At 66.9% G+C, this 25,705-nt stretch carries 24 protein-coding genes and 1 tRNA gene; 19 read left to right on the forward strand and 6 right to left on the reverse strand.

Going from position 1 to position 25,705, the window contains the following annotated elements:
* Positions 1 to 169 precede the first annotated feature (169 nt).
* The 14 genes from CSR00_RS24075 (at position 170) to CSR00_RS24140 (ending at position 14,197) form a co-directional block, all read left to right on the forward strand.
* A complete protein-coding gene (locus CSR00_RS24075) occupies positions 170 to 1,915 on the forward strand; it encodes a DUF7257 domain-containing protein (RefSeq protein WP_099024938.1) in 1,746 nt (581 codons plus the stop codon).
* Between the two features lie 3 nt (positions 1,916 to 1,918).
* The gene (locus CSR00_RS24080) at positions 1,919 to 3,640 is read left to right on the forward strand and encodes a Gp37-like protein (RefSeq protein WP_099024939.1); all 1,722 of its coding nucleotides are present in this window, start codon (positions 1,919 to 1,921) and stop codon (positions 3,638 to 3,640) included.
* Positions 3,641 to 3,657: 17 nt separating this feature from the next.
* Positions 3,658 to 4,518 carry a hypothetical protein gene (locus CSR00_RS24085; RefSeq protein WP_099024940.1) on the forward strand — a complete coding sequence of 287 codons (861 nt, stop codon included), beginning with the start codon at positions 3,658 to 3,660 and terminating at the stop codon, positions 4,516 to 4,518.
* A 143-nt stretch (positions 4,519 to 4,661) separates the two neighbouring features.
* Positions 4,662 to 5,522 carry a hypothetical protein gene (locus CSR00_RS24090; protein WP_141564466.1) on the forward strand — a complete coding sequence of 287 codons (861 nt, stop codon included), beginning with the start codon at positions 4,662 to 4,664 and terminating at the stop codon, positions 5,520 to 5,522.
* The gene (locus CSR00_RS24095; protein WP_099024942.1) at positions 5,522 to 5,758 is read left to right on the forward strand and encodes a hypothetical protein; all 237 of its coding nucleotides are present in this window, start codon (positions 5,522 to 5,524) and stop codon (positions 5,756 to 5,758) included. Before CSR00_RS24090 ends, CSR00_RS24095 begins: the two co-directional genes overlap by 1 nt.
* Positions 5,730 to 8,441 carry a hypothetical protein gene (locus CSR00_RS24100; protein WP_141564467.1) on the forward strand — a complete coding sequence of 904 codons (2,712 nt, stop codon included), beginning with the start codon at positions 5,730 to 5,732 and terminating at the stop codon, positions 8,439 to 8,441. Before CSR00_RS24095 ends, CSR00_RS24100 begins: the two co-directional genes overlap by 29 nt.
* Entirely contained in the window at positions 8,441 to 9,172 is a 732-nt protein-coding gene (locus tag CSR00_RS24105) for a hypothetical protein (RefSeq protein WP_099024944.1), read from the forward strand. Before CSR00_RS24100 ends, CSR00_RS24105 begins: the two co-directional genes overlap by 1 nt.
* Positions 9,173 to 9,181: 9 nt before the next feature.
* Positions 9,182 to 9,997: a PE-PPE domain-containing protein gene (locus CSR00_RS24110; protein ID WP_099024945.1), complete on the forward strand. Its 816-nt coding sequence runs from the start codon at positions 9,182 to 9,184 to the stop codon at positions 9,995 to 9,997.
* Positions 9,998 to 10,011: 14 nt separating this feature from the next.
* Positions 10,012 to 10,155 carry a hypothetical protein gene (locus CSR00_RS30820; RefSeq protein ID WP_176562232.1) on the forward strand — a complete coding sequence of 48 codons (144 nt, stop codon included), beginning with the start codon at positions 10,012 to 10,014 and terminating at the stop codon, positions 10,153 to 10,155.
* A 303-nt stretch (positions 10,156 to 10,458) separates the two neighbouring features.
* Positions 10,459 to 12,015, forward strand: a complete 1,557-nt coding sequence (locus CSR00_RS24120; protein ID WP_099024947.1) for a glycoside hydrolase family 25 protein — start codon at positions 10,459 to 10,461, stop codon at positions 12,013 to 12,015.
* Positions 12,005 to 12,295 (forward strand): hypothetical protein, encoded by a 291-nt coding sequence (locus CSR00_RS24125; RefSeq protein ID WP_099024948.1) that lies wholly within the window; start codon positions 12,005 to 12,007, stop codon positions 12,293 to 12,295. Before CSR00_RS24120 ends, CSR00_RS24125 begins: the two co-directional genes overlap by 11 nt.
* Positions 12,292 to 13,251, forward strand: coding sequence for a hypothetical protein (locus CSR00_RS24130; protein WP_099024949.1), 960 nt, complete (start codon positions 12,292 to 12,294; stop codon positions 13,249 to 13,251). Before CSR00_RS24125 ends, CSR00_RS24130 begins: the two co-directional genes overlap by 4 nt.
* Positions 13,252 to 13,463: 212 nt before the next feature.
* Positions 13,464 to 13,844 carry a phage holin gene (locus CSR00_RS24135; RefSeq protein WP_218014537.1) on the forward strand — a complete coding sequence of 127 codons (381 nt, stop codon included), beginning with the start codon at positions 13,464 to 13,466 and terminating at the stop codon, positions 13,842 to 13,844.
* The gene (locus CSR00_RS24140; RefSeq protein ID WP_099024950.1) at positions 13,841 to 14,197 is read left to right on the forward strand and encodes a DUF2746 domain-containing protein; all 357 of its coding nucleotides are present in this window, start codon (positions 13,841 to 13,843) and stop codon (positions 14,195 to 14,197) included. The genes CSR00_RS24135 and CSR00_RS24140 overlap by 4 nt, the downstream gene beginning before the upstream one ends.
* Before the next feature lie 126 nt (positions 14,198 to 14,323).
* Here the strand turns inward: CSR00_RS24140 and CSR00_RS24145 are convergent, their stop codons facing one another.
* From CSR00_RS24145 to CSR00_RS24155, 3 genes are read right to left on the reverse strand one after another with little or no spacing between them, the layout of a single operon-like run.
* On the reverse strand, positions 14,324 to 15,631 hold the full coding sequence (locus tag CSR00_RS24145; RefSeq protein WP_099024951.1) for an Rv2253/PknI dimerization domain-containing protein: 1,308 nt from the start codon (positions 15,629 to 15,631) through the stop codon (positions 14,324 to 14,326).
* Between the two features lie 39 nt (positions 15,632 to 15,670).
* A complete protein-coding gene (locus CSR00_RS24150; RefSeq protein ID WP_176562234.1) occupies positions 15,671 to 15,997 on the reverse strand; it encodes a hypothetical protein in 327 nt (108 codons plus the stop codon).
* A gap of 9 nt (positions 15,998 to 16,006) precedes the next feature.
* On the reverse strand, positions 16,007 to 16,879 hold the full coding sequence (locus CSR00_RS24155; protein ID WP_245906464.1) for a tyrosine-type recombinase/integrase: 873 nt from the start codon (positions 16,877 to 16,879) through the stop codon (positions 16,007 to 16,009).
* A 77-nt stretch (positions 16,880 to 16,956) separates the two neighbouring features.
* Between CSR00_RS24155 and CSR00_RS30825 the strand changes: the two genes are divergently transcribed.
* A tRNA-Thr gene (locus CSR00_RS30825) sits at positions 16,957 to 17,071 on the forward strand.
* A 35-nt stretch (positions 17,072 to 17,106) separates the two neighbouring features.
* On the opposite strand, the gene CSR00_RS24160 is transcribed toward CSR00_RS30825, so the two are convergent.
* The 3 genes from CSR00_RS24160 to CSR00_RS24170 form a co-directional block, all read right to left on the reverse strand.
* Complete coding sequence (locus CSR00_RS24160; protein ID WP_099024953.1) at positions 17,107 to 18,888, reverse strand: SLC13 family permease; 1,782 nt, start codon at positions 18,886 to 18,888, stop codon at positions 17,107 to 17,109.
* A gap of 279 nt (positions 18,889 to 19,167) precedes the next feature.
* Complete coding sequence (locus tag CSR00_RS24165; RefSeq protein ID WP_099024954.1) at positions 19,168 to 20,244, reverse strand: serine/threonine-protein kinase; 1,077 nt, start codon at positions 20,242 to 20,244, stop codon at positions 19,168 to 19,170.
* A 402-nt stretch (positions 20,245 to 20,646) separates the two neighbouring features.
* Positions 20,647 to 21,669 (reverse strand): oxygenase MpaB family protein, encoded by a 1,023-nt coding sequence (locus tag CSR00_RS24170; protein WP_099024955.1) that lies wholly within the window; start codon positions 21,667 to 21,669, stop codon positions 20,647 to 20,649.
* 60 nt (positions 21,670 to 21,729) lie between these two features.
* Between CSR00_RS24170 and CSR00_RS24175 the strand changes: the two genes are divergently transcribed.
* The 4 genes from CSR00_RS24175 to CSR00_RS24190 all read left to right on the forward strand — a co-directional run.
* Positions 21,730 to 22,341: a TetR/AcrR family transcriptional regulator gene (locus CSR00_RS24175; RefSeq protein ID WP_099024956.1), complete on the forward strand. Its 612-nt coding sequence runs from the start codon at positions 21,730 to 21,732 to the stop codon at positions 22,339 to 22,341.
* Positions 22,342 to 22,549: 208 nt separating this feature from the next.
* Positions 22,550 to 23,557: an acyl-ACP desaturase gene (locus CSR00_RS24180; RefSeq protein WP_099024957.1), complete on the forward strand. Its 1,008-nt coding sequence runs from the start codon at positions 22,550 to 22,552 to the stop codon at positions 23,555 to 23,557.
* A gap of 50 nt (positions 23,558 to 23,607) precedes the next feature.
* Positions 23,608 to 24,741 carry a tRNA dihydrouridine synthase DusB gene (dusB, locus tag CSR00_RS24185; protein ID WP_099024959.1) on the forward strand — a complete coding sequence of 378 codons (1,134 nt, stop codon included), beginning with the start codon at positions 23,608 to 23,610 and terminating at the stop codon, positions 24,739 to 24,741.
* Between the two features lie 390 nt (positions 24,742 to 25,131).
* The coding region (locus CSR00_RS24190; RefSeq protein WP_141564468.1) for a hypothetical protein at positions 25,132 to 25,705 on the forward strand (574 nt) is incomplete at its 3' end.

The raw sequence follows: 25,705 nt of genomic DNA on the forward strand, positions 1-25,705 counted from the left end.
AGCAACCCAAGCCAGACGCCCAGCAGAACGCGCAGCAGCCAGGACAGGGAGGGGGACCGTTGGTGGAGATCAAGGAGCTGCACCAGCAGCCCGGCCAAGAACCGACGTCGGTGGCCAACGAGGTGGCTTCCCAGTTCCGTTCCGCTGAATACGGTGCGAGTCCCTTCCGATGGTAGATGCCCCGTTCCCCGCGGAGCTGCCGTTCGACCTCGCCGAGGTGCACACCGAAACCACGGTGTACCCGCCTGGACAGGTGACGGTCCTGGGTGAGCAGCTGCTGCTCGAACACGTCGATCCGATGCTGTCGTTCAACGCGTTGGACCGTCGATACATTTTTCACTTCGCGGGTGCGATGGCTCCATGGCCGAAGCAACAGGACGGCGTCCTACTCGTCGAAATCACCCCTCCTTCGCCCAGTTTCAAGAACATCAAGTCGAAGGCTGCGCGTCAACACGGCGTCACCAGAAACGGCACGGTGTTCAACGAGAACGAAATCAATGTGATCCTTGATGCTTTCGGGACCACACCGGAGCGACTGGGACAGGTGGTTTCCGACTTCGAGGCCATGTGGGATCCGCGCAAGCTGGTGCGGTTCGAATGGCTCACTTTCGACAAGGGCCTGTGGTGGTGCGATTGCTACCTCGCGAAGTCCTGGAGCGACCGGCTGACGGGATCACCGCGAAGGCACAAGCGGCAGCGGATCACTCAGGTCATCGAGAACCCTCTGGCGTTCTGGCGGTCTGTCGATTCGATGTCGTCGTTCATGTTCGTGTACGAGGACTTCACCGACACCTTCCCCGTCGACTACCTGGAGGGCATGGGGCCCGACTGGCCCATCGACTTCGACGGCCCCGGCGGCGGATATCCGTACACCGAAGACGGTGACCTTCGGTGGCGCGACGACCCCGACGACACCATGTTCACCGAGTGGCGCCGCTGCATTTTCGGTCCCCGCAGGGGATTCACCACCGAGACCGACAACCAGGTCATCTCCACCGTCATCGACACCGTCCCTGAGTGGTCGCTGCCCGAATCGGGAAAGGTCTACCTCGGCGGGCGGATGAACCGCAATCCCGACGGCTCCTGGAAAGGCGACGGGGTATTCGCTGAGATCGGCCACAGCAAGGTCGAAATCGTCCGCTATAACGACCGCGTCCGGACGACGCTGTTTCAGCAGCCGATCTGGCCGCCGCCGTTCTGGGGTGAGAAATACACGTTCCTGCCGGGACAGGATGGCGCTCCGCGCACCTTTCGCCTGCTGCGCCAAGGCGCCGAAATCCTGAACCGCACAGAATCGGGCACTGGCTCGATGATGGGACCCGACCACCGCGGGATAGGCGGCGGGCTCTACGCAGGCGCCGCGGCGATCACACAGGCCACGCCGCCTCGCATCCGGAAGATCGCCGGCGGCGACAACGCTGCCGCCACCCAATCTGGGTACCTGAATCTGACCAACGTCGGATCAGAGGACGGCTGGCCAACGATCATCTTCCGCGGGCCCGGCACCATCGGCGTCGGAAACGGGCCGGGAAGCAAAGAGATGATCACCTTCGGCCCGCTCGACGACGGCCAGCAGGTTCTGATCTCCACCCACCCGAGATACCGGAACATCATCGACCTCACAACGTCCGGAAGCCTCACCGGCGCGGAGCGCAAGGAGGTCGAGAACATGGCGAAACTCGTTGCGCTCGGCCAGGTCCCGCCACTGCTGTCCTGGTACGAGTCGATCTACGGGGTACTCCCGCGGCAAGGCAACCTCTACGAACACCTCGACGGACGCTTCTCTCGCCCGATCCCGGGCGTCGACCAACCGTCCGACGCGGTGACTTCGAGGATCGCGGTCACCATCAAGGACGGCAACGCGAACTCCCGCGCCATCGCGGCTGTGACGCCCCAGCGACGTTGGCCCGAATAGGACATGGTCCGCATCAAAGACGTCGGCGACTATCTCGACCTCGCCGACATACAAGCGCGCCTGCTCTCGGCGAACCCCCACGAGGTGATGAGCGCTGCACGCGCAATCGCAGACCTCGAACAGCGGCCGCCACACGACATCGTCGCCACGCTGCGGACAAACACCGCCAAGGTCGCCGGCGAGCTCGGCGACCGAGAATACCTGCGCCTCAACTTCCCCCGGCTCGGGGTACCAGTAGGGAGGCTCGTACTCAAGGGCAGCGACCCCATGGCCGATGTCGCCCTGCGGTGTGACGAGACGGTGGTCCCGTTCGTCGCCGACATTGGGCCCATTCGGTGGTCGGGGCGAGTCGATGTCGCCACCGACAAGTTCGGCGACCCCGACAAGGCGGACACTGTCGACTGCACGCTGCTCCACGACAAGGCGTGGCTGACCCGCGTGTGTGCGTGGCCGTGGTGGTTCATGCCGTTGCAGATCCAAGGCCCACCGTCGAGCGGTGTCGCGTTCGGCAACGCCATCACGGTCATCAAGTACCTGTTCGCCGGGAACTTCCTGCGGATACAACTCGGCCTGTGGGAAGCCATCAACAATCTCGTCAGCCTCAACCTCGATTGGCGTTCGTATTTCGCGACACTCACCACGAACGACGCCAACCCTCTGGATATCCGGGATCTGCAACGGCTGGCCGTGACCCCCGTCTACGTGGTGCGCGGCGGGACGGGGTGGAAAGACACTAGCCCGTTCATCTCTCTGAACTGGAAGATGGAAGACCTCCTGACGGTCGTCGACCAAACGTGCCGTGACTGCGCGCTCACGATCGAAGTGTGGTTGTGGGAGCCGGGCATGGAGCAGCCAGACGAGCACGTCACGCTTACAGCGCCCACGATCTGCATTGACGTCAAAGACCGGCAGGGGGTTACTGGCTTCTCGGGCACGTGGATTGACGGCACGCAACGAACCTTCGTCGACCTCGCCGACTCAATGCTCGGTCGAGTGTTGAAGCCATTCCTCAACCCCGACAACGAGTACGCACCACGCGGGGTGAACATCGCGCCAGCGTTCGGCGTTCACTACACGATGCCGTGGACCGTGTTCAACTGTGACCACCCAGATTCCGGGATACGCGGCGAGATCGCCCACCATGGCGCTGTCGCATGGCGGACGATTTCAGGGGGGAAATCACCCGCTTGGTTCAACCGAATCGTAGACAATTCGATCTCGTTTTTCGTCGACATGCTCTCGATTGCCATTGGGGTGACCGGAATTCCGTCGACCGTCCTTGAGGGCGCGTTCAACGACCTATGGATGGCCTACCAACTCACCGACAACTTCGACCGGCGGTTGGCGCAAGGGCCGTTCGGGTGGCCGGAGGTGTTCAAAGCCACCGGCTCTGGCTCCTACACACTGGACGCGTTCTTTCAGCAGAAGACGCTGCAGTTCGACACAGAAGGCTACGCATCCGGTCGCGTGACTGTGGACAACTGCTACCCCTATGAATTCGGGCGCGACTGCTTCCCCGGAGGCATGTCGACACTGATTCGTCGCGGAAAGGTCCTGTCCGACTTCATCGAAGACGCCGCGCTCGAAGACAGCGGCGACAAGTACGCGAAGATCACCTACCAAATCGGTGACGGCCGCGCAGAAGACGCCGACGCCGCAAAGATCCAACGCCGAATCGGCGATCTCCAAGCCGGCCTCAACATCGCACTCCTGGCCAATGGCTAACCGACGAAGGGTTTTCGATGGCGATCATCGTTGATGAGACAGCGGGAACGATCAGCTTCACCGACTGCACTGTCACGTTCCCGTACGGGTTCAACGTATCCACCGGTGTCGGAACGATCATCATCACTCCGTCCGACGGGCTCGCGTCGTTCCCGCTTGCCATCCAGGGCAACGGCGGAGAGCCCCCGAAGATCACCTGGCGGGTTGAGCCAATAGAGCCGGGTGACCCTCTGCCTTCACCGAACCCGCGTGTCGACGAGACAAGTCCGGGCGGGCCCGGTGAGGCGTGGGAAGGCACCATCACGATCTACGTCCACAAGGGCGAGAAGGGCGACACCTCCGAGTTCAATATCCTTGCCGGCGGCGACATCGACGGCTCAGCGGCCGACGGCTACGTTCTGGCCAAGAAGCCCGGCGCAGCCAAGGTTGTGTTCGTGCCTTTGCCGACCGGGGACGTACAATCATCCGCGGCCATTGCAGCTACGCCGTTCTCTGCGGAGAACCCGCGCCTTCTGACAACCGTCACACTGCCGCCCCGACCTGTTCCGCGGAAGATCATCCCGGCCGGCATGCTCATGGTGTCCGGATCGGTGGACACCCGCGTCGACTTCGTCGCCTACCTTGGGGATCCCGACGCGGGAGGCATCGAGATCGGTCGTGGCTTCGGTGCGGCCGGGGCGGCACCCCCACCAGTGGCCATCGCATACGGCCCGCCGAACACCCCCATCGGGGCTGACGGCGCCTACGCCATTGTGCCGGCGGATGCGCCCGCTGTGGTGTACTACCGTGCCGAGCAGGTGGCACCGTCGTCCAGCGGCTGGGAAACCGCCGCCGCGCCCGGTGGCGCCCGAGCGTCAGCCGCCGGAATTCCGGTCTAGTGGAACCGCAACCCATCGACGGGTACCAGACCCCGGCCACGTCCTGGCCCGGATCTGGACACGCCCAAACCTCCAAGTCGATCTGGACACCCGAACGGGTCGCGGCGAAACGCGGCAACGTCATCGAGCTGATGCTCCAGAATGTGGCGCTGTCGCTGCAGGGCTACCTCGCCAACGGCTACGCGTCCACACAGTTGAGATCGTGGGGCGGAGGAGTCGAACAGAAGCTCACCGAGCACACAGAGGCCATCGCGGACCTCCGCACGCTCGCCGCGGTCGCGAACACAACCCCGTTGTGGGTGTCCGACTTCGAGGACATGTCCTCGTTTCCTCGTAGCGACCTGGCGGTCACCGTGACGACGGCGGGCGCCACACGACCGAAGTACGCCGACGTTCTCGACGCGTCGACCATCACGTGTGGGGCGAACGCGCACAACCATTTCGAACACCACGGAGTGTGCCCGGTGTTCAAGCCCGGGGTTACGGTCGGGTCGACCCTCGGTGACATCTACTACATTCCGATCATCTGTGACCGTCGGGGCATCCCGGCGGCCGTCCGCTGGATCGTCGGCGCCGACACCTCATTCCTGAGCATCAACTACTACGAGATGGCGTTGTGCGGATACAACCCCGCCAACGGAAACGTCGAAAAAGTTTGGGGCTCGGGAGATATCAAGGATGGTGACGCCGACACCACATCCCTGCAAGAGGTCGAGGTCGAAACGCTGCTCGGCGGGGCAGCTCTCGACCAAGAGTCAACGCCAGGGCAACTGCTGTTCATCGCCCACCAGCAGGTCGCTCCGTCGATCCTGCAGGTAGCGCGGAGGTTCGCAGTCAAAGCGCTACCCGGAATCGGCCGGCCAGGGCTGCTACACAACGCGGCGTGCTACGTCGCCGAGAGCCACACGCAAGGCATCCCGTCGAGCATCAGCTTCGACACGCTGACCAGGGTGAATGACTACCTGCCGTGGGCGTCTATCCGCATGACCGCAGTGGAGGAATGATGTCACCAGAGGAGATCGCCGTCCTCGTTGCCGTGATTGAAACCGATGGGCGCTACTGGTGGCGCGACAACGACGGCAACTGCTACGCCACCCACGACTACACCGACGGCAGCGCCGACACCTACCTCCTGTACGCGTCTCCCAGCTGGGTCGCCCAGTGGGACGAAGATTGGACTGCGGCGGCACATGCCCTGAACAACAACATGATTGCGGCACAGGGCGGCGACAATGGATAAGCTAAAGGCGAATTGGCGACCAGGGCAAAAGTACACCGCCGACGCGGCCAACGCAGTAGCGAAGAGGGTCAACGACCTCGAAGACGCGCTCGATGGTGTTGGCCCGGGCACCGGCGCGACGAAACTTGCCGACCTCGACACCACCGTCACAGGCCCGGAGCTGAATGACCTTGCGGCCAAGGTCGACGGCGTCGCCGAAGGCGCTGACGTCACCAACGCAGCGTCCGTGGCCGCAGCCGTTGACAGCTCAACCGCGAAGCCCTCCCCGGCCGCCAGCGACACGATCGGCATCGTCGACAGCGAGGGCACCAGGATTCTCAAGAAGATCACCTGGGCCGAACTGCTCGACGCCGTACCGCCCGGCTTCGATCTGCATCCGAGCGAGTTCATCACCGAGGACTACACCGCCGCGGCAGGTGACCTGGTGCGCGTCACCGCGACCGACAGCGTGACGGTGACACTGCCCAACGACCCCGCCGGCGACGACATGGTCGGGGTACTGCTACTCGGCGACGGCGAGGTCACCCTGGCCGCCGGCGGCGGCGCAGAGATCGGTCAGAACGGATCGGGCCTCACGGAGATTCCACTGAGCGCGTCGCAGATCCTGGTCGTGCTGTCGATTTGGCGCTACGACGCTGCGACCGATCACTGGTTCCCGATCACAGAGAACGCAGCCCCAGCCTCAACCGACATTGTGGACTCGACGCCGGTAGGGCGAGCCCTTCTCACAGTGGAGGATGTGAACGAGGCCCGCGAACTGTTGGGCGCGGTGTCCGAGGGCACGATCTCGGCGCTGTTCTCGTCCAGTTGGATTCCACCTGTCCCCGACGCTGTCAGCGCAACAGTCGAGATGTCGTTCAGCGACGCCACCAGCGGGGTCCTGCCGACGTTGGTGCTCACCGGAGCCTACGCGGACGGGCTCTGTGCAGTGGTGGCGGTGATGGGCTACCGCAACGACAGCGAAACCATCACGCTGGCAGTGACGTGCGGCGGCATTGACATGGAGCCCGTGGGTGGCCCTTCGATGGGCAACGCTGTCGCGTTGAACGCGTCGAACGCTTCCTTCCTGCAATTCTTCGTGCTGCTGGGCGCCCCGGCCGGCGAGCAGGACGTCGTCGTATCTTGGACTGCGACCGGCACCACCGATCCACACATGTCAGCCGTCGCGGCGACCTACACCGGGGTCCAGTCATTCACCGCGCAGGTCTCCCACGGCGGAACCGAGTCCGGGACAGCGTTGGAGCAGGTCGTCATCTCGGCCCCAGGTCGGCTGGTCATCCAGGCGTTCGTCCACGAGCCGCTGTCGGGCAGCGCGATCACCGGATACAACCAGACTCAGCGCGCCGCGCTCAACGGTGGCTCGAACGCTCAAGCCGTCGTGGGTGACGCGCTCGGCGCTTCGACGGTCACGTTCGCAGCAACCCGCACCAGCGGCGCGGACTACTCCGCGACCGCTTTCCAGCTCGTCGGGACGCTCGAAGCCGAGTCGGCTGTCTTGATGCTCGACGACACCACAGAGTTCGGGCGTGCACTCGTCGACGCGGCCGACGCCGCAGCCGCGCGCACCCTCCTGGAGGTGTCTGGTGACCTCAGCGACTACGCCACCGAGAGCTACGTCAACTCTGGTCTGGCCGGCAAGGTGGACGTCACCAGCTCCCCGGTCAGGATCTACGGCACCAACGGGTCAGGTGAGCAGACGACCTACGCAATAGGTGCTGCTGAGAGCCCCAACACCATCGCCTACCGCAACTCCAGTGGCGTGCTGCGCGTCGGCACCCCGACTGATCCCGCCGATGCCACCCCCAAGACATATGTCGATACCCAGGTCGGTACGCGGGCCACCAGCGCACAGGGCGCCCTTGCTGACTCCGCGGTGCAGCCTGGCGATCTGTCCTCCGTCGCCACCAGTGGGGTCTACGGGGATCTGACCGGGCGGCCCACGTTGGGCACTGCCGCCGCGGCCAACACCAGCGCGTTCGCCACGGCAGCGCAGGGGGCCCTGGCTGATTCCGCGGTGCAACCCGGCGCCCTCGCCGAGGTTGCCACCAGCGGCGCCTACGCCGACCTGAGCGGCAAGCCCTCTATCCCGCCGGCCGTAGACGCCCTGACCGATCTGGACACCACCGTCACGGGCGCCCAGCTCAATGCGCTCAAGGCCAAGGTCGACGGCATCGACGCTGGCGCGGAGGTCAACGTCAACCCGGACTGGAACGCCAGCTCCGGGGACGCCCAGATCCTCAACAAGCCCACGCTGGCTGCGGTGGCGACCTCGGGCAGCAAGGTCGACGTGGGCCTCGGAAACGTCGACAACACCAGCGACGCGGCGAAGTGGGCCGCGGCCAAGACGCTCACGAATACGCGGATCACTGCACGCATCGGCAGTACCGCTTCGGCAGCGACGATCACCGCCAACGCCAACAACCACGACGCATACCACGTCACTGCACTAGCTACCGGCGCGACGATCGCCGCACCGACCGGCACTCCCACCGACGGCCAGCCTCTGCGGTTCCGGTTCAAAGACAACGGAACTGGGCATGCTCTGGCGTGGAACGCCATCTTCCGGGCCATCGGCATCACACTTCCCACCTCGACGACTGCCAGCAAGACGCTCTACGTTCAGTGCGCCTACAACGCCGCCGACGCGAAGTGGGACGTGCTGGCCGTCGGCGAGGCCGCCTAGTGGCTATCGCATTCGACGCCGTCGGCAACAACCTCACCGGAGACCCAGCGGAGTCCCCGTCGAGCGACCTGAACCCCACCACGTCGATCAGCTCGCCTACGTTCCAACATGTCTGCGCTGGGGCCAACAGGATCCTGGTCGCGCTCGTTGCCGGGTACATCAGCGGTGGAGACGCCACCGTGGAGTGTGCGGTCACCTACAACGGGGTCGCGCTTACCCCGATGGATCAGGTGTGGGGCGACGACGATGTCGGCGGCGCGAACGCATCGTTTCAGCAGTTCTTCTACATGCTGGACCCGCCGGCCGGCAGCCACGACGTCGAAGCGTTGGCAACGCTGAGCGCGTCGGTGCGCTGCCTGTTCACCGCATGCTCGATCAGTTTCACGGGAGTCGAGTCGGTCGGGTCGCTGGTGTCGGAAACCGGCACCGAAAGCGGCAGCACCCAGTCGCTGACCGTGTCGTCGGCGGCCGGCAGGCACATCGTGCAGGCGTTCATGCAGGAGTCGGCGTTCGGCACCGCGGCGGGCAGCTACAACCAAACCCAGCGTGCGCTCGTCATCACCGGTACCTACGCCAAAGGCATCCTCGGTGACGCCCCGGGCGCGGCCAGCGTCGAGTTCACCTGTTCGCGCGCATCTGGCGCCGACTACTCGGAGATGGCGTTCGAGATGTTCCCGGCCAGCGACCCCCCGCCGGCCGACACTGACAACTTCTTCTTCATGGCCGCCTAGGGAGGTGAAATGGCAACTGTCATAACGATTCCGGGAGCATATGTGTTCGGATACCACACGGACAACTTCGGCGGGAAGCTCTTCGAGGCTCCCAACGTCCGCGTCCCGGGGGCGTGGAACAACTTCAGCATCAGCGACTCGTCGGCAACCACCGACATGAACAACCTTGACGCCCTGATGCGAGACCACCTGTCGGATACCGCCGACCCGCTCATCGTGGCCGGTCACTCCCGTGGCGGCCAGATCATCTACAAGTGGATTCGACAGAAGGGGCCGACCAGCGACATCGACCCCGAGTCGGTGCTGTTCATCAGCTCTGGTAACCCTGAACGCAAGTACGGCGGCCGGGCGTACATGCGTCCCGACGTCAACGGGTCAACCTATCCCGGGCCGTCAGGCGGTGGGGCCGGCGTCGGCTACGGCATTCTGGAGTCGACCCCCTACACCGTCCTCGACATCAACCGCCAGTACGACACCTGGGCGGACTACCCCAACGACTGGGAGAACCCGGACGCTCTCGCGCAGCTGAGCGGCGACATCCACAGCACCTACAGTGCGACACCGGAACTGGGCCTCGACGGCTACCCGGTGAACCGGGACGAGTGGTCGGTCTACACCGAAGGCAACGTCACCTACCTGACTGCGGTCACCATGCTGGTCAACCCCGCCGACCGTCCGATGCCGTTCCTTGCGCGGGTGTTCGGCGGCCGGTGCGCCCGCAACCACAACCTTCAGATCGGGTTCGACGACCAGCGGATCCGCACCAAGGTCGAAACGGCGTACGTCCGCCCGGCTCCGGTGCTCATCCCCGCGAAGTACCGATAGGCAGGCGCCGCCGCGTGACGCGGCAGGAAGGCAATCCCACCATGAAGCCATTCACGCTCGGCGCGCTCGCAGGAGTCGCGCTCTTCGCCCTGGCTGGTCTCGCGTGGCTGCGCGGCTGCCCGCTAGCCGACATCGAGTCGCCCCTGGTGCACCTGTGAAAGCGCTGGCCTGGCTGGACGCCTACGGGATGTCCGACCCCGACAATAACGAAGGCCACCCAGAGGACCGCTGCAACGTGTGCGAGTGGCCGATCGTCGACCACCCGGTCCGCGGAGGTTCGCGCGCCCGCTGGCCCCACCGTTGGGCGGTGATCCGCGGATTATTCATCGGACTCCTGCCATGAGCGCGAACCGCCCCTAGCGCACCGCCGCCCCTGACTCAACTTGGCATACCGCCAAGTGAAGACCCCGGCTGTGCACAGCGCACACGCGATGTGTGTGGCATGCCTGAGAGGACCCCCTATGTCCGTCACCCGCGCCGACGTCGAATATCTCAAGGCTCGATTCCGAGAGCGCGTCGGGAACGTCTACGTCTACGCCGGCATCTGGTCGAAGACCAACATCCGGCAGGGGTGCGACTGCTCGGCGCTCGCAGCACACGCACTGAACGGTGTCCTCTACGGGGTGCGGATGCAGTGGCAGCGGGTCGACCCTGCCTCTGGGAACTGGATCACCACAGAGTCCTGGCGGCCCATCGACGTCGGGCAGCGTGGACCGTTCGGCACCATCACCGTCGCCCACCCCAACGACTTCCCCTCGGATGCTGTCGTGAAGATCGCGCTGCACCACGGTCCCGGCGGCGGGGCCAACAGTCACATGTGGCTCGAAGTGGACGGGGTCCGGATGGAGTCCCACGGCCGCACCACCAAATACCCCAACGGCGCCTGCGTGACCGGGGACGAAGCCCGCTCCGTCTACGACACGTCTTACGCCAACGACTGGGCATATCTCCCCGGGCCGATCGTCGAGGACGGCACCGCTATCCCGGACGACCCGAACGCCGTCACGTACGGCATCGACATCTCCAACCACCAGGGCGTCATGGACCTCGACCAGGTCAAGGCCGAGGGGTTCGACTTCGTGTGGGCGAAGGTGTCCGAAGGTGCCTCCTACCGCGACCCGTACTGGCCGCGCACCCGCGACGACGCGCAGCGCCTCGGGTTGATCCTCGCCGGCTACCACTACATCCGAGACGGTGATCCGGCGGCGCAGGCACGGTTGTTCGTCGACCAGCTCGGCGACAAGACGATCCCCGCGATGCTCGACTTCGAAGCCGGATCCGGTCCGATGTCGCAGTTCTGGGCGGTCAAACGGGAGATCGAAGCGCTCGGCGTCGCGGTGCGGCTGTCCTACATCCCGGACTGGTATTGGGAGAAGATCGGCCGCCCCGATCTCTCGCAGGTGCCCGGCTTGATCCGCTCCGAGTACGTCTCCGGAGCGGGCTACGCGTCGGTGCTCTACCCGGGCAACAGCAGCAGCTTGTGGGGCGCCTACGGCGGCCGAACCCCCGACATTCTGCAGTTCGCCGACAAGGCGCTTGTTGCCGGGAAGTTGGTCGACGCCAACGCATTCCGCGGAACCACCGACCAACTGCGAGCACTGCTCGATCTGACGACAGGAGATGACGAATTGTCCGGTGTGAACATCGATCGGCTCAACCGGGCCGTCGACAAGATCCTCGGCGGCAACACCATGCCCGGCGACTGGCTGTCCCGCGGCATGTTCGCCCCCGCCGACGACACCGCCGGCGGGGTCGATGACACCGTCGGCATGCTGCTCAACACCGACGGCAACGCCTGGAACATCGTGATGATCATCGGCGCGCTGCTCGGCGTCGAGCGCGACGTCCAGGCCGTCCGCGACAACGCCGCCGGCCGCTTCCCCGAGGGCAGCTACGTCGCCGGCCGACCGTGGCTGCGGGCCCGCGCGCAGGAATTCGCCCAGAAACTACTACCCCTGTGCGGGCTGCTCAACGCCGCCGCGCTCAGCGGAGGACAGGAGCCCACCAATGTCGAATGATCCCGGAGCCGACAAGCTCGACGGCCGCCGCGAAGACGGGCAGGTCCTGCCGTTCCGTCCGGTGGAACTGTACCGACGCGTCACCGACTCCCAGCAGCGGGCCACCGCCCGCACCGCCGGCCCCACCCCCGGCGAGGTGTGGAACACCCCGTCCACCCTCGATGAAGTCACCGTGCTCGCCGAGGACCAGTCCGTGATGTACGTCGACCCCGACGGCGGCGAATGGACCCTGTCCGACATGGTGATCGAACTGTTCAAGGCGCTCAAGGGGCATCCGTGAGCCTGCGGATGGCGCGGCAACTCGACGGCCGCGACTACGTGCTGCACGCTTGGCTGACGTTCGGCGGCACCTGGTCGGTGCCGGGCACCGGATACTGCTCCTGGGTCATCGGCGCCGCGTCGGCGACCGGGCTGGTGTACGAGGTCCCGGTGCAGGGCCCGTACACGTTCGGGCCGGTCGGCGGCAGCCCCACCGCGCCGAGCTACGCGCAGTCCGTCGACGCCGCCGTTGAGTGGGCGATCGCCTGGATCCTGACCCACCCGCTGCAGACCTTCGGCATCGGCGGCTACTCCATGGGCGGCGAGGCCGCCTCCCGTGTCCTCGCAGAGATCCTGACACCGGGCGGCCGGTGTTACCACCTGCGGCACAACTTCATCGGCGGGTTCGCCCTGGGCAACCCGAGCCGGCAGGAAGGTCACGGCATCGGCCCGGGCGGCGTGGTGCCAGATGGTCAGGGCATCTCCCAGTTCCATCTCACCGACACCCCGGAGAACTGGGTCGACTACTGCAACCGGTTCAACGGGGTGTGGGACTTCTACACCCGCGTCCCGATGAACATGGCCAAGGTCGCCGAGGCCGCCTACACGCTGGGCATCGAACTGCAACTTAACGATCCGATCAAATGCGCCGTCGATCTGGTGGAGAACCTGATCAAGCTGTTGCAGGTCGCCGGTGTGGATCTGCCGTTCCCGAACCTCGGTGCGATCCTGTCCGGGGCGTTCATCGGGCTGCTCCGCGGCCTGGGTGTGAAGCTCGGTGCCGCCGGGGACAACGAGACCGCCGCGGCGATCGAATGCGCCATCCTCGCGCTGCAGTTCGTCACCAGCAACCCGCCGACCGCGCCGCACATCCGCTACGAGTTCGACGAAGTTGAGCCCGGCGTCACCTATCTGGAGCACGCCCGCCGTCACGTCGTCACGTGCTGCCACGCGGTGCCCGCGCGCACGGCGGCCTAGAGAACGCAGAGCCGCCCCGCCATCTCCTGGCGGGGCGTTGTGGTCGCCGGGCTGCATCCACGTATCTGCGAGGTGGCCGCTGGTCCCGAGCAACTAGATCCTCATGAGGCTAGCGATCTGTTTTTTCCGTCCAGGCCAGGCGATTTCTCTGTTCTGCTGTAAGTAGATCAAATCACGAAATATTCTGTTGCACAACTTGATTGGAGCTATCAGTGCTCGACCAAATCCGTCGCCTGATCCCCGAGCAGGCACGTGAGGCGTACTACCGGTTCGCCTCTGCGCTGGTGATGTTGCTGTTCGGGCTTGAAGTGTTCATCACCACCGCGGCCCAGGCAGACGCCTGGCTGCGGCTGGCCACCTCGGTCATCACCCTTCTGTTCGCTGCCCTGTATGCGACGACGAAGCTGCGGGTGGCGCTCTATCTCGTCGCCGGACCGCTGATGGGAGTGCTGCAGATCTACGGCATGGCCAGTGACGAGAAGGCGGCGCTGGTCGTGTCCGCGGTCGGCCAGGCGCTCGGCATCGCCACCGCGGCGGCCAAGACCGTCCAGCGCGGCGTCTCGCCGGTCCCTCCGTTGCCCACCGCCGCGTGATTGCGCCAACGCCGATCGGGGACCTGCCCGACATCAACATCCCCGACGCCAACGACGGTTGGGACGTCGCGGCTGCCGCGGCGTGGGCGCTGACTTCGCTGCTCGTGTTGATCCTCGTGACGTTCATCGCCGTCGCAGTTCGGAAAGTCCTCGGCCAGGTGAAGAACAGCCACACCGACAACATGCGCGACGACCTTGACCAGAAGTTCCAGGCCCTCGGCGAACAGGTCCACGAAGTCGGTCAAAAACTCGGTGCTCTCAGCGCGAAGATCTCCGCCGTGCACGAGGCCACGAACGATCATGGCGGCCGACTCAACAGCATCGAGGAACACCTACGCCGCCGCGCCGGTTGACGGGCTCGGCCGGGGGTGACTACCGCCCGGCCGCCGGCCGCCATATTCTGACACTCTCTCCCGGACCGCCCCGGTTCCGCCTCGCTGCGGAGCCGGGGCGGTTTCGTGCGTTCGGGCCAGGTTCTCTCAGTTGCCGACGAATACTCCCGGGTCAGCGATAACCACCCGCGACGGGACATCGCCGGTTCTGACGCCGACGAATGGCGACTTGTACACGTACCCCTCGTGGCCGCATTGATCGGTGAGGATCGTTCCGGTCGCGACCCCTCGCAGGACCCCGTCGGGCTGTCTCACCACGGACCACTCCAGGCCCATCACGTCGGCGCCCGGGGCCCCCGTATTGCACTGCCCGGGCGGCTGCAATGTCTTCGAACTCTGCCACTGACCCTCTTCAAGGTGCAGCACCGTAACGATGCCGGTGTTCTGCTGGGGATTCTGATCGAAGACCTGCGCGCCGACGGCCGCGCACCCGTCGGCCGTGCAAGCCGACCGGAACGCCCACAGCTCTGTTGCATTCGGAAAGGTCTTGGCCGCCGGTCGACCGTTCACGGTCTGCTGGTCGTTGTTGAACTGGATAGTGAACAGGCCGTCCATCTTGGCCGCGCTCGATGCACCCTGGGCGGGTGGCGGCGCCGCCGGTGCAGCGTCCGGGATGTCGATGTCGGTGGGTGTAGCTCCCACCCGCTCTACGCTGACCTGTTCCTCGAGGACGGTGCCAGCGAACCCGCAGCTGTTCGTGAGGACCGTCGCCGCCCTGCTGCCCTTCAGCGCCCCGCCGGGCAGTGGTTCCAACCGCGACGCGGAGCTTTCAATATCGGTTCCGGGGCCGATGCGCCCGTCCGGTAGAAGGCACTCCCTTCGGTCCACAGGACTGGTGACCGGTACTTCTTGCCAGGCGTCATCATCGAAGCGCAGCGTCGTGGTGACCTCGGGTGTGCGCGGCGCTTGGCTATCGTCGAGACCTACCCCCACCGCTGAACACCCTCCGCCCGGCGAGCAGTTGGTGCGGAAAGCCCAGTAGCTGCTCGCGGCCTCGGTTTCGAAGGGGGCCGCTGTGCCGTTCTGCAGCACCTCGCCGCTGTAGTCGATCCGGTACACACCGTCCAGTGGTTCGACGGCCGACACCGCCGGCGCTCCGAACGACTCGGTGACTGTTCCGACGGCCGCCGGCGGTGCATTCCGCTCGGAACCTGAACCCATGGTGTAGCCGGCGAAAACAGCCACCGACACGACAATCACCAGGCTTCCAGCGAGAGCGAGCGTGGTGATCTGTCGCGCGCTCAGGCGGCGTTTCTGGATGGGCTCGTCGTCGTCGGCCAATGACCACGCGGTCACCGCCTCGGTCTCGTCGATCGCGGCGCCCAGTTCGGTCGCTGCGAGACCGGTCGGGGCGTCGTCGCCGATTGGTGCGTCGTCGCCGCGGTTGTCCGCCATGGGTCGGGATCGTAGCCGGTCTGGCGGTGCCCGCCGCGGCTATGTGCTGACGTCCCCGATGTCGCCGCGGTCGTCCGGGCGGACAAGCCGCAGGTACGCAACGTCTTCCTCGGACTCCAATGACTGTCTCGCGATTTCTCTACTCACTGCTTGCGCGATTCGGCCGGCCACCCGCTCGATCACGTCGTCCGTGACATAGAGCTTCGCGGCTTGCCGGCCTATCCGCATTCTCTCGGCGACCAGGTCGACGTGGCCGGCCACGCACTCCAGCGCAGTCGACTCGCTGACGTCCAGGCCGTGCTTCTCGGCGAGCAGACGTACCAGCAGCCGCGCGCGGTCATCGAGCCAAGGAGAACTGCGGGGCATGGGCCCAGGCTATGAGACAGCCCTGAGCCCAGGCTGCGAATTGGCGTGCACCGCACGCCACGGGTCGAGAGTCAGGATGGCCTCCTGGCGTCGCCCGTCGGCAACCTTCGTGTAGATCTGGGTGGTCGCCAGCGACTTGTGCCTCATCAGCTCCTGCACCACCCTGATGTCGACCCCATTGTCGAGCATGGTGGTCGCGTACCAGTGTCGCAGACAGTGTGCGCTGCCCCGTATGCCCGCTCGCCGCATCGTCCGGCCGATGATGTCAGACACGGACTTCGACAAGATGTGCTCAGACTCGTGGCCACGCATGGGGAACCACCAGCCCGCGGCGGGCATCTCCGACGCAAGCTCCGTCAGCATCGGGTGTAGAGGGACCGACTTGAGTCGCTTGCCCTTCCCGCGGACCCACAGCATCCGCGACCCCAGGTCGACGTCCTCCCCGCGCATCTTCGCGATCTCGTGGACACGCAGCCCAGCCAGCAGAGCGAGCGTGATCATGCGACGTGTCGACGTCCACATCCGCGTCTGCATCAGCTTGACCACGTCGGCGTCGGAAATGGGTCGGGGCTCTCGGTCCGGCGACCTTGGGGTGCCCACCTTCACCATGGGGTTGTCGGCGCGGCGGTCTGTGAGCTGCAGCCACTTGAACCAGGCCGCGAGATAGCTGGTGTAGGTGCAGGCGGTCGAGTCGGACCAGTCGTCGTCGTGGTCGGCCACCCACCGGACGATCCCGGTAGCGTCGATGCTGACCGGCTGTTGCTCCGTCTCGATGTGAAGGAGCCGGATGACGCGGAGCCGTTCTTCTATGGTTCGGCGTGAAAGCCGTTGGGCGACTTGCCAAACCTCCCAGTCCGTAACCCCTGTTGTCTCAACCGTCATGCTGTGGATCTTCATCGAGCATGGATTCAAATCGGGCGCTCGTTTCCGACATGCAACGCGCTTGACGCCGTTCCGTTGCCCTCATGGTTAGCGGCACTACGCAACCGCCCGTCCGCTCCTACGGACAACGAAGGGCTGTACGACGGTCCTGTAATCCGCAGGTCCCAGGTTCGAGCCCTGGTGGGGGCACCACTCGGCACAGGATCAGTGCACCGCTCAACGGACACTCAATGGAACGGGAAGAACACCGGCACCAGCAGCGGGGTCGCCACCAGCAGTAGCACCGTCAACGGGACGCCCAACCGCGCGAAGTCGGTGTAGCGGTAGCCGCCCATGCCCCACACGATCGTGTTGGTCTGATAGCCGATCGGGGTCAGGAACGACTGGGTGGCGCCGAAGAGCACGATCACCGCGAAGGGCAGCGGATTCAGCCCGGCCTGCTCGGCGATCGCGACGGCGATGGGAAACATCAGCGCGGCCGCGGCGGTGTTGGTGATCGCCTCGGTGGCCAGCATGGTGGCGGTCAGCACCGCCGCCAGCAGCCCGTAGGGGCCCAGGTGCGCCCCCGCGTCGACGACGCCGTGGGCCATCGTCGCGGCCAGCCCGCTGCTTTGCACCGCGGCACCGAGCCCGAAGCTGGTGGCCATCAGCAGCAGCACGTTGAGGTCGACGAAGCGGCGTGCGTCCTGCAGGGTGACCACCCTGGTCACGATCAACAGGAACGCGATCAGCAGGGCGATCTGCAGCAGGCTCATCAGGCCGGTGCCCGCGACGATGATCAGCGTCAGGATGCTGACCTCGACGACCCGGGCCCGCTCGCGGCGGATCGGCCGCTCGCGGTTGAGCGGGGCCACGATCGCGAAGTCGCGGTGCTGTTGGTACTGCTCGGTGAAGTCGGGGCCGGCCAGCACCAGAAGGACGTCGCCGGCGCGCAGCCGAACCTCCCCCAGCTTGCCGTCGAGTTGCTCACTGGAGCGGTGGATCGCCACGACGGCCGAGGCGTAGCGGCTGCGGAAGCCGGAGGCCTTGAGGCTGGACCCCACCAGGGGTGATCCGGTGCTGATCACGGCCTCGACGAACTGCCGTTGCGGGTTGCGTGCCAGATCGGCGAAGTGGCGCGCCTCGGTGGACACCAGGCCGGTCATGCGCTGCAGATCCAGGACCCGTTCAAGGTTCCCGACGAACACCAGCCGGTCCCCGACGGCCAGCTGCTCCTCCGGGCCGATCGCGGCGATGACCTTGCCCGCGCGTTCGACCTCCACCAGGAACACCCCCTCGAGGTGCCGCAGGCCGGCCTCGGCGACGGTGACGCCGGCCATCGGGCTGTTGGCCGGAATGGTCATCTCCACCGTGAATTCGCGTTCAGACCCGCTCAGCGTGTCCCCCGGGGAGGTGCGGTCCTTGAGCAGGCGCGGCCCCACCAGGGCCATCAGCGCGATACCGCCCACCGCCAGCGGTAGCCCGATCCCGGTGATGGCGAACAGGCCGAGCCGGCCGAGTCCGGCGTTGTCGATCAGGTCGTTGACGAACAGGTTCGCCGACGTTCCGATCATCGTGGTGGACCCGCCGAGGATGATGGCGTAGCTCAGCGGCATCAGGTAGTGCGAGGGCGAACGCCCGGTGCGCCGGCACCAGCGGATCACCCGTGGTGCGAGCATCGCGACCAGCGGGGTGTTGGCGATGAAGGCCGACGCCCCGGCGGCGGGCATGCAGACCCGCAGCAGTTCGGCGTGCGGTCGCCCCCGTTTGGCCCCACCGAGCAGGCGTCCGATCAGCCCGTCGAACGCGCCGGTGGCATCGGCCGCGCCGGCCAGGATGTACAGCGCCCCCACCGCGGCCAGGGATTCGTTGGCGAAACCGGACAGCAGCTGGCCCTGGTCGATCACCCCGGTCAGGTACAGCGACAGCACGGCACCGCCCATGACGACGGTGGCGTTGAACCGGTCGAGCACCAGCAGGACCAGTGCGGCGGCGACCACCACCACGGTGATCCAGGCATCAACACTCATGCCGTACGCCCACCCCGCCCGGACACCGCCACCGTCAGTATTGAGGTAATTCTAGTCAGTCTGACCCGAATTACGGGGTCGGGCGTTGTGCCGGTGACTGTCATCTCCACCCATCTCGGCCGGTCGGTGAGGGCAATCCTGGCTGCTTCTCGCGTGATCTCGTCGGGCCGATTCCGCGTCGCAGCAACTTCGCGAGATCCTAGCTGCGATCGGCGGCCGTAGGCGTGTGACGGCCAATCGTGTTTCCGCCGACGGCGCCCGTGTCCGGCTGTGGGCCGGCTATGACACCGGGAGGGCGGACTCGGCCACGGCGACGCCCGAGGCGCCGCTACCCAGCGGCGTCTGGGTGGTGACCCCGAGGATGAACACGACCGCGGCGACCAGCAGCGCGGCCAGGAAGGCCATCAGGAACGCGATCAGCATCACCCGGCGGCCGGTGCGGGTCCGCCCCACCGGCGCGTCGAGCAGCAGCGCCGGAGACCCCGCCGGCGGTGCGGGCGGCACGGGTGGGGGGCGCAGCACCGGGATCGGCCCGGTGACGGGTTCTCCGCCGATGTTGGCCAGTTCGGCGCGCATCACCTCGGCGGTGGGGAAACGCACCGCGGCGTCGCGGGCCATCGCGCGGTCGACGACGGCGGCCAGTTGCGCGTCGATGTCGGGGCGGACCACCGACACCGGCGGCGGCGGGTACTCGGTGATGGCCTTGGCCAGCGCGACCAGGTTCTCCTCCGGGAACGCCCGCCGGCCGGTCAGGGCCTCGTAGCCGACCACACCGACCGCGTAGAGGTCATCGGCGACGGTGGCGGGGCGGCCGGTGAGCCGTTCCGGGCTCATATAGGCCATCGTTCCCATGATCTGGCCGGTGTCGGTCCGGTGCGTGTCGGGTCCCTTGGCCAGGCCGAAGTCGGCGACCCGGGCATCCCCCGACGCCGTGAACAGGATGTTGGCGGGTTTGATGTCGCGGTGCAGGATTCCGGCCGCATGCGCCGCCGCGAGGGCCGCGAGCACGTCGTCGAGCATCTTGCGGACGTACTCCGGCGGCACCGGCCCCTGGGCGATCAGGTCGGCCAGGCTGCGTCCCGGCAGCCGCTCCATGACGATGAAGGGCTGGCCGTAGTGCTCGCCGGTGCCGTAGACGGCCACGATGTTGGGATGCCGCAACGCGGCAGTGGAATGCCCCTCGGCCCAGAACCGACGCAGGTAGTCGGGATGGGTGTCGTAACCGGGATACAGCAGCTTGATGGCCACGGGCTGACCGGTTTGGACGTCCCACCCCTCGCGGACCTCCGCCATCCCGCCGCGGCCCAGAACTCCCCGCAACTCGTAGCGGCCGCCGAGTAGTTCGGGGACGTGCATGGATCTCACCGTAGCCGGTGTCCTTGCGGGGCACCCCCGCTGACACCCGGGACGGACCTCGTGGCGACGCGCCGGGGCCGAGCCCGTATCACGGCCCGTCGCGCACCCCGACCCGCGGCCTCAGTCGCGGTAGGGGTGGCGGCGCTCCCAGAAGCGGGCCAGCAACGTCGCGCCGCGAAGCACCCCGAAGGCGTAGGCGACGGCCAACGGTGTTCCGACGAGCCATGCCGTGGCCATCGCATCACCTCGCAGATCGTGGTTGTGCACCCATGAGAACACGGGGGCAGACCACCGCCCGGGCAACGCGCCGTCGGCCGGGTCACGTTCTTGGCCGCGGGTTCGCGGCGGCGCCGCGAACCGCGCCGGCGCCCCGGGCGCAGCAAACACCGCAAGCGGGTCGGTTCACACGTCCGGGCTGTAGTGCATTCCGTTGTCGCGGTGGCCGATCGGGGGCAGATTGCGGGCCGGGGTGTGCACCAGCGGGGCGTCGGCCGGGAGGCGTCCGGTGGCCCGGTCCCAGCCCGACCGTGCGCGCGGATGCATCCGCATCCGCGTGGGCAGCGGGCGGAAGACCCGGTTGACGAGGTTGCCCAGCCGCCGGTGCAGCCACTCGTCGCGCCGCGACCAGCCGTAGCCCATCAGCTCGCGCACCGGTGGGTCGTAGAGGCCGACGGTGAACCACACGAAGAACGGGGCCAGCAGCCTGCGCTGGGCCGCCCACATCCAGTCCGGCATCCACGCCGCGAACGGCGGCTTGGGCAGCCCGGTGAGGTCGAGGACGTCGCGGGCGGCCTTGTTGTTCTCCAGCACCTCGGTGCACATGTGCTGCCAGTACTCACCGAACTCTTCCCAGGTCTTCGGCACGGGCCGCATGCTCATGCCGTACATCGAGTACCACTGGATGTGCTCGTCGAACAGCTGGCGCTTCTCGTCCTCGGTGATGCCGCCGCAGAGGCGCTCGGCGACGATCAGTGTGCCCACGAAGAAGGTGGCGTGCGCCCAGTAGAAGACGTCGGGGTTCAACGCGTGATACCGGCGCCCCTGCGCGTCGACGCCCTTGATGTTGACGTGGTAGTCGCGCACCTCCGCGCCCGTGGCGGGGGCGCGCTCACCGTCGAACACCACGCCGCCGATCGGGTACAGCGACCGCAGCAGTCGCGGCCAGCGCTCCTGGAAGAAGATCGAGTACTCCTCGACCGCGGCGCCGAGCTGGGGATGCATGTTCTGCATCGAGCCCGCCCACGGCCCCTGCAGCATTCCGCGCCAGTCGCCGAAGTACTTCCAGGTCAACGAGTCGGGCCCGAGGGGCTGCGGCGGGGCCTGGTAGCCGCCCGCCGACATCGGGCATCCCGCGGCGGGGGTGCCCGGTTCGCTGGTCAGCGGCGAAGCCTCAGACGTATCTTGTGTCACTGGTGTGTTTCCCATCGGTAAGGCGATTCTGACTACACCCGTTGTCACCCTGTCGTCGGAATACTAGGGAGTGAAGTGACGTCCGGTCAACGCCGCGGCCGCTGGTCCGGCATCCCGCTCGAGGACCGCCAGGCCCGCCGGCGCGACGCGCTCGTCGACGCCGGCATCGAGCTGCTCGGCGACAAGGGCGGTCCGGCGGTGACCGTCCGGGCGGTGTGCCGCACGGCCGGGCTGACCGAGCGCTACTTCTACGAGAGCTTCTCCGACCGCGACGACTACGTGCGCGCCGTCTACGACGAGGTGTGCACCAAGGCGATGGCCACCCTGATGTCGGCGAGCACACCGCGCGAGGCGGTGGAACGGTTCGTCGCGCTGATGGTCGACGATCCGGTTCGGGGCCGGGTGCTGCTGCTGGCCCCCGAGGTGGAACCCGTACTGACCCGGTCGGGAGCCGAGTGGATGCCCAACTTCATCGATCTGCTGCAGCGCAAGCTGACCACCATCACCGACCCGGTGGTGCAGCACATGGCGGCCATCAGCCTGATCGGCGGGTTGACCGCGCTGTTCACCGCCTACCTCGACGGCCGGCTGACGGCCACCCGCGAACAGTTCATCGACTACTGCGTCGAGATGCTGATGAGCCGGGCCACGCCCGGACAACCCCGCCCCGGCGACCACACCCGATGAGCGCGCCCCCGACCGCGCCGACATCGCGGTTCGGCCACACTTCGACGACGTCGCGGACACCGCCGGGTGCATATCGGCATGTCGCCGCGGACGGATGCCCCGCCCGGCGGGTACTCAGAACCGACACACCATCCGGTCGACTTGAATGGTACTGCGATACACAGATATATTGACTGCAACCATCAGGTACAGATAACTGGGAGGCGCCGTGCCGAAAGAGCTGACCGACCTTCAGCTGTTGCACGAACTCGAGCCCGTGGTCGAACAGCAGATCAACCGTCACATGAAGATGACCAAGGACTGGAATCCGCACGATTACATCCCGTGGTCCGACGGCAAGAACTACTACGCGCTCGGCGGCCAGGACTGGGACCCCGAACAGTCCAAGCTGTCCGAGGTCGCCCAGACCGCGATGGTGCAGAACCTGCTCACCGAGGACAACCTGCCCGCCTATCACCGCGAGATCGCGATGAACTTCACCATGGACGGGCCCTGGGGGTTCTGGGTGAACCGCTGGACCGCCGAGGAGAACCGGCACGGCATTGCACTGCGCGACTACCTGGTGGTCACCCGCGCCGTCGATCCCGTCGAGCTGGAGGTGACCCGCATGGAGCAGGTCACCCGCGGCTTCTCCCCCGGCCAGAACCAGCAGGGCGACCTGTTCGCCGACAGCCTGTTCGACTCGGTGATGTACGTGTCGTTCCAGGAGCTGGCCACCCGCGTCTCGCACCGCAACACCGGCAAGGCCTGCAACGACCCCGTGGCCGATCAGCTGCTGCAGCGGGTGTCGGCCGACGAGAACCTGCACATGATCTTCTACCGCGACGTCTCGGCCGCCGGCCTGGACATCTGCCCCAACCAGGCGATGAAGTCGCTGCACCGCGTGCTGCGCAACTTCAAGATGCCCGGTTTCACCGTGCCGGAGTTCCGCCGCAAGGCCGTCATCATCGCCGTCGGCGGCGTCTACGACCCGCGGATCCACCTCGACGACGTGGTGATGCCGGTGCTCAAGAAGTGGCGCATCTTCGAACGCGAGGACTTCACCGGCGAGGCCGCCCGGCTGCGTGACGATCTCGGCCTGCTCATCGAGGAGCTCGAGGACGCCTGCGACAAGTTCGAGGTGGCCAAGCAGCGCCGGCTGGAACGCGAACGCCTGGTGGCCGAGAAGAAGGCGGCCAAGAAGAACCAGCTGGTGGCATCGGGAGCCGCTGGTTGATCCCGGACACCCTGCGCCTCCCCGAGTCGCTCGCGCCGGCCCGGTCCGCACTGCGGATCGGGCCGTTCGCGCTGCCCAGCCCCGTCGTCCTGGCCCCGATGGCGGGGGTGACCAACGTCGCCTTCCGGACGTTGTGCCGGCAGCTGGAGCAGGAGCTGGTGGGCACCGTCAGCGGTCTGTACGTGTGCGAGATGGTGACCGCGCGGGCCCTGGTCGAACGGCATCCGGCGACCATGCACATGACGACGTTCGCCCCCGAGGAGTCGCCGCGCTCGCTGCAGCTCTACACCGTGGACCCCGACACCACCTACGCCGCCGCCCGGATGATCGCCCAGGAGGGCCTCGCCGATCACCTCGACATGAACTTCGGCTGCCCGGTGCCCAAGGTGACCCGCCGCGGCGGCGGGGCCGCGCTGCCCTACAAGCGCCGGCTGTTCGGCCGGATCGTGGCGGCCGCGGTGCGCGGCACCGAGGGCACCTCCATCCCGGTCACCGTGAAGTTCCGGGTCGGCATCGACGACGCCCACCTGACCCACCTGGACGCCGGGCGCATCGCCGAGCAGGAGGGCGCCGCGGCGGTGGCGCTGCACGCCCGCACCGCGGCCCAGCGCTATTCCGGTGCCGCCGACTGGAGCCGCATCACCGAGCTCAAACAGCACGTCACGTCGATCCCGGTGCTGGGTAACGGCGACATCTTCGACGCCAGTGACGCGCTGACGATGATGGCCACGACCGGCTGCGACGGCGTGGTGATCGGCCGGGGGTGCCTGGGCCGCCCGTGGCTGTTCGCCGAACTCTCGGCGGCGTTCACCGGTGCGCCGCCACCCGCGCCGCCCACCCTGGGCCAGGTCGCGGCGATCATGCGCCGCCACGGCACGCTGCTGGCCGAACACTTCGGCGAGGACAAGGGCATGCGCGACATGCGCAAGCACATCGCGTGGTACCTGCACGGCTTCCCGGTCGGGTCCGACCTGCGACGGGCCCTGGCCCTGGTGAAAACGCTCGACGAGCTCGACGCCCTGCTGACCGGGCTGGATCACTCGGCGCCGTTCCCGGAGGCCGCCGGTGGCCCCCGGGGCCGGCAGGGCTCCCCGGCCGCGGTGTCGCTGCCCGAGGGGTGGCTGACCGATCCCGACGACTGCACGGTGCCCGCCGGCGCGGACGTGATGCACTCCGGAGGCTGAACCGAGACCGCCTCGACACAGACACTCTCAGGTTGTCTCAGTACGATAATGGCGACGATGACGGCGCCGCCCGCCGCGCTCGGGTGGCGCAACGGCGGCCAAAGCTGCTAAAGACATAGGAACCGCAGGCCGCTGCCCCCGGGCAGCACCCCCACGGTGCCCGCAACGGCGCTGGCACCGTCGATATATGCAGCGGGCGGGGTTCTCCCCTGACCCCGCCAGAGTCGGAGGCCGGATAAGGACATGAGTGACGGCTCAAACGCCACTCCTGGCCCGCACCGCGACGGCTCCGACGGCGATAACCAGTGGCTTACCGGACGCCGGTCGCCGGCGCCAGGCGCCACGCCGCGGCAACGTAACCAACATCACTCGCCGAATTCCGGCGAGTCGGTGGACGACGCCCCGGAGAACCTCCCGGACGACGACCGTGGGCCCGCTCCGACCGATCGCCGCTCCCGCGGCTCGCACACCGCCGGTGGCGTCACCGTCGCCGATCTGTTCGCCAAGATCACCGGCGACATCCCCCAAGAACTCCGGCGCCGGGCCCGCGACGACGACGAGAGCCACGCCCAGCCCGCGGAGCCCTGGCCCGGCGAGGTCGAGGGCGGCGTCGGTGAGGTCGATGAGGTGGACCCGCCCACCGTGCCCACCCCGTCCGCCTACGCGTTCGAGGTGGGCTCCGCGGTGGCCACCGCAATGGGCTCCGCGGTGGCCACCGCAATGGGCTCCCAGGTCGCATCCCAGGTCGCCTCCGAAATCCCCGACCTCGACACCATCAACGATTTCCCGGCTGATTTCCCGGGTGACGTTCCCGGCGGGGCCACCGCCTCCGGGGGAGCCGACCCGGAAGACCCCGAGGCCCCGCCTCCTATCCTCCTTCCCGAGCCCACCAGACCGCGGCTGAACCCGTATCCCGTCCTCCGCCGGAAACAAACACCTTCACCCCTCACCTCTCCCCCTCTCC

The sequence above is a fragment of the Mycolicibacterium palauense genome (genome assembly GCF_002592005.1).
GTDB lineage: Bacteria > Actinomycetota > Actinomycetes > Mycobacteriales > Mycobacteriaceae > Mycobacterium > Mycobacterium palauense.

Coding starts and splice junctions, on each gene's coding strand:
- CSR00_RS24150 (WP_176562234.1), bottom strand. CDS start 15,997: ATGCCCCGCAGTTCTCCTTGGCTCGATGACCGCGCGCGGCTGCTGGTA.
- CSR00_RS24120 (WP_099024947.1), top strand. CDS start 10,459: ATGTCCGTCACCCGCGCCGACGTCGAATATCTCAAGGCTCGATTCCGA.
- CSR00_RS24170 (WP_099024955.1), bottom strand. CDS start 21,669: ATGGGAAACACACCAGTGACACAAGATACGTCTGAGGCTTCGCCGCTG.
- CSR00_RS24165 (WP_099024954.1), bottom strand. CDS start 20,244: ATGCACGTCCCCGAACTACTCGGCGGCCGCTACGAGTTGCGGGGAGTT.
- CSR00_RS24155 (WP_245906464.1), bottom strand. CDS start 16,879: ATGACGGTTGAGACAACAGGGGTTACGGACTGGGAGGTTTGGCAAGTC.
- CSR00_RS24085 (WP_099024940.1), top strand. CDS start 3,658: ATGGCGATCATCGTTGATGAGACAGCGGGAACGATCAGCTTCACCGAC.
- CSR00_RS24095 (WP_099024942.1), top strand. CDS start 5,522: ATGTCACCAGAGGAGATCGCCGTCCTCGTTGCCGTGATTGAAACCGAT.
- CSR00_RS24160 (WP_099024953.1), bottom strand. CDS start 18,888: ATGAGTGTTGATGCCTGGATCACCGTGGTGGTGGTCGCCGCCGCACTG.
- CSR00_RS24080 (WP_099024939.1), top strand. CDS start 1,919: ATGGTCCGCATCAAAGACGTCGGCGACTATCTCGACCTCGCCGACATA.
- CSR00_RS24110 (WP_099024945.1), top strand. CDS start 9,182: ATGGCAACTGTCATAACGATTCCGGGAGCATATGTGTTCGGATACCAC.
- CSR00_RS24145 (WP_099024951.1), bottom strand. CDS start 15,631: ATGGCGGACAACCGCGGCGACGACGCACCAATCGGCGACGACGCCCCG.
- CSR00_RS24125 (WP_099024948.1), top strand. CDS start 12,005: ATGTCGAATGATCCCGGAGCCGACAAGCTCGACGGCCGCCGCGAAGAC.
- CSR00_RS24075 (WP_099024938.1), top strand. CDS start 170: ATGGTAGATGCCCCGTTCCCCGCGGAGCTGCCGTTCGACCTCGCCGAG.